Origin of the sequence: Desulfuromonas sp. CSMB_57 (assembly GCF_020194955.2) — a bacterium.
GTDB lineage: Bacteria > Desulfobacterota > Desulfuromonadia > Desulfuromonadales > Syntrophotaleaceae > JAFCIY02.
Genome location: NZ_JAFCIY020000041.1, coordinates 1 through 2560 on the forward strand (window position 1 = coordinate 1; position 2560 = coordinate 2560).

Annotated in this window: 1 protein-coding gene and 1 pseudogene; both read right to left on the reverse strand. The window is 43.5% G+C overall.

All coding sequences use genetic code 11. The features are described 5' to 3' along the window. Positions 1-241 precede the first annotated feature (241 nt). A pseudogene (locus JQN68_RS12240) lies at positions 242-643 on the reverse strand (transposase); the annotation flags it as partial. A gap of 292 nt (positions 644-935) precedes the next feature. Next, positions 936-2189 carry a HEPN domain-containing protein gene (locus tag JQN68_RS12245; RefSeq protein WP_225073804.1) on the reverse strand — a complete coding sequence of 418 codons (1254 nt, stop codon included), beginning with the start codon at positions 2187-2189 and terminating at the stop codon, positions 936-938. Between the last annotated feature and the right edge of the window lie 371 nt (positions 2190-2560).

Here is a 2560-nt window from a genome sequence, read left to right on the forward strand (position 1 = left end):
AGGGGAATTCATGCGTCATAAAACAAAACGATCGTATCTATAGGGTCAGGGTTTGATAACTTGATTCTTGCGTATCTATAGGGTCAGGGTTTCTGGAAGGGATCTGGGGTCGGACCAAGTCAACCCATTGAATCTTCGAGAAATAAATCCCAAAAATAGGCATTATTTGGTCTTAAACGGCCATTTTTAGGGTCAAAATCGACACTGTAAGCTCCAGATCCTTCTTTCAACACAAATTGGTCGGACTTGCTGCCACACCGGCGCGAACCATGTAGAGATCAATATAAACGAGGCAGCGTATCAGGTGATCGTTTCGTTCAACGGCAGTGGCATGATAGCGGTCTTCCCAGAAAGCTCCCTTGCGTTGCTTGCGTTTATTGAATTCCTGGGCGGTTCTCCCGGCAACCAATTGAAGGCATTTGGCGATAACATTCGGCGCGCTATCGACGACAAGCAGGTGAATATGGTTTGAGGTAGCCAAGTAGTTGAGAACCCTCAACCCGAAACGTTTATTGGCTTCAAAGAGCCAGCAAAGCCAGCGCCTACGCTCCTTGGCGAATTTCAGTAGAAATTCCTTTTTGTGGCAACGGTGAGTAATGTGCCACACCTGCCCCTGAATATGATGCCGATTTGCCCTTGCCATCCTTAGAAACCCATTTTTGTGGGTGAAAACAGGGCTCTAAGCCCAAAAAAAGGGCCTATTTAGCCAATTAATTACGATATTTCAATAGCTTGGCTTGGTCCGACCCCCAGAGATGACCCGCCAAGACGTCGTATGTATTGAACGGCAACTGATTCATCGGAACTCCTCCAAGAGCGCTCTAACGGTGATAATAAGTGGCAGCGACGTTCAGGTTCAGCCCGGTAGAGGCCTTTTCGAGAACCACACCAATATTTTCCGTCCGCTTGATGCCATGGTTAGAAATTAATTTGTGTCAGGATAATTTAGTCTCCTCGATCCATTCAATAAAGGCTTTATGGTTTTCAAATTCATCAGTCTTTTCAATTAATACAACAATGATTGAACCTACAATGTTGATAAGATGGTAATAATCAGATCGTAGTACTGATTTTTTCCCACCGTGAGCAACGCCGCTTCTCATTCCATAGTAATCTTTGATTGTTTTTTTAAGTTTTTTTCGAGGTTCAAGTTCATCTGCCAAAACAAAAGCAACACCCTCAGAAACAGTATTTGTTATAGGGTTCCCGCGTTCAGCAGTGAAAATTGTTTCTAGAGCGATTATTAAGGACAGGAATGAATTCTCAATTTCGGCCTGTTGAAGGGCCGAAGAAAACCAGTGAATGGCCCTCAGTATGACCTCTTCAAAATTAGTTGGATTATCTTTTTTAAGTATTTCTGAGACCTTAAATACACCGATTTTTTCCATTATCTCTTTAGCCTGCCCGTCAAAATCAAACGGCCTAATGGAACCTTCATTGTCACTTTTGGTCGACAAATTTTCTTCAGAAATAACAAAGGCCATTCTGGTGTCGAAAGAATGTTCTCCCTTTAAACCAACCCTTATGTCTTCAGATATGGGATATAGAGCTTTAGATGCAAAACGAAAAAGTTCTAGTACACGTCTAGTTTCCTCTTTCGCCCGCTCATATGCCCTGCCAGGCTCTGCAACAACAGAATATTCTGCTAATGTGTATTTACCCAACCACTCCTCTAGTTCCTTTTCAAAAAAAGCAACGATTTGAGCTTTTTTCTCTTCCTCGGCCTTTGATTTCGAAATAATTGTTCTAATTTTCCCCTTGATTTGACCTTTATTTTCACCAGTAGGTCTAATCAATTTTACATTACCAAGCTCATAATCTAACGACAGCCTTAGGCCCGTAACAGGCACGTAAACAGTGTTTCTCTCATTAAACCCATCAAGATATTGAAACATGGCTACCAATTCAGTACAAATGTCAATACTGTGGTCTTTTAGGTATGAGGCAAATACTGTTTTTACTTTTTTAGAGATATATTCATCTGAAAATCGTTCAGAAAACTGCGGCTCTTTTAATACCAATCTTGTAATATCGTTGAATTCATCTTGTTTGTCTTGAGGCAATGAGTATGCAACCTCATCATGCATCCATAGCCCTCTAAAAGGACCCTCACCTTGTCCAGGAGGGAGAACGGACTTACCAATCTCTTTTAGTTGATTGGCTATTTTTTCTATTGCTATCCTATGCATACAGCCCCTTTTTCATTGAATTTCTAACGGTTCATGATAACCGGCGGCGACGCGAAGTTTTGGCCACCATCGAAATTTGGTTTTGCTTTTCAATTTTGCACAGACGTATTTTCCGTCCGGTTGATTGGTTTGTGTACGCCCGGCATGGGCGTGAACTTATGGGGTGCAAGTCCCCTGTACGGTGAATCCAGCCCCGTCTTGAGACGGGTTCACGAAAGTACTAGCCGACGGCAAGGGCGTCTCCGTGAGGAGGGGTCCGAAGGAAGCCCGAGCGCAAAGCTATGAGCCGACGAACAGAAACAGCATACAAGGCCGGTTCTCCGGGCCAGTCAGCACAACATGACGAAGCCCGCGGATTCAGGAGTCCAGGT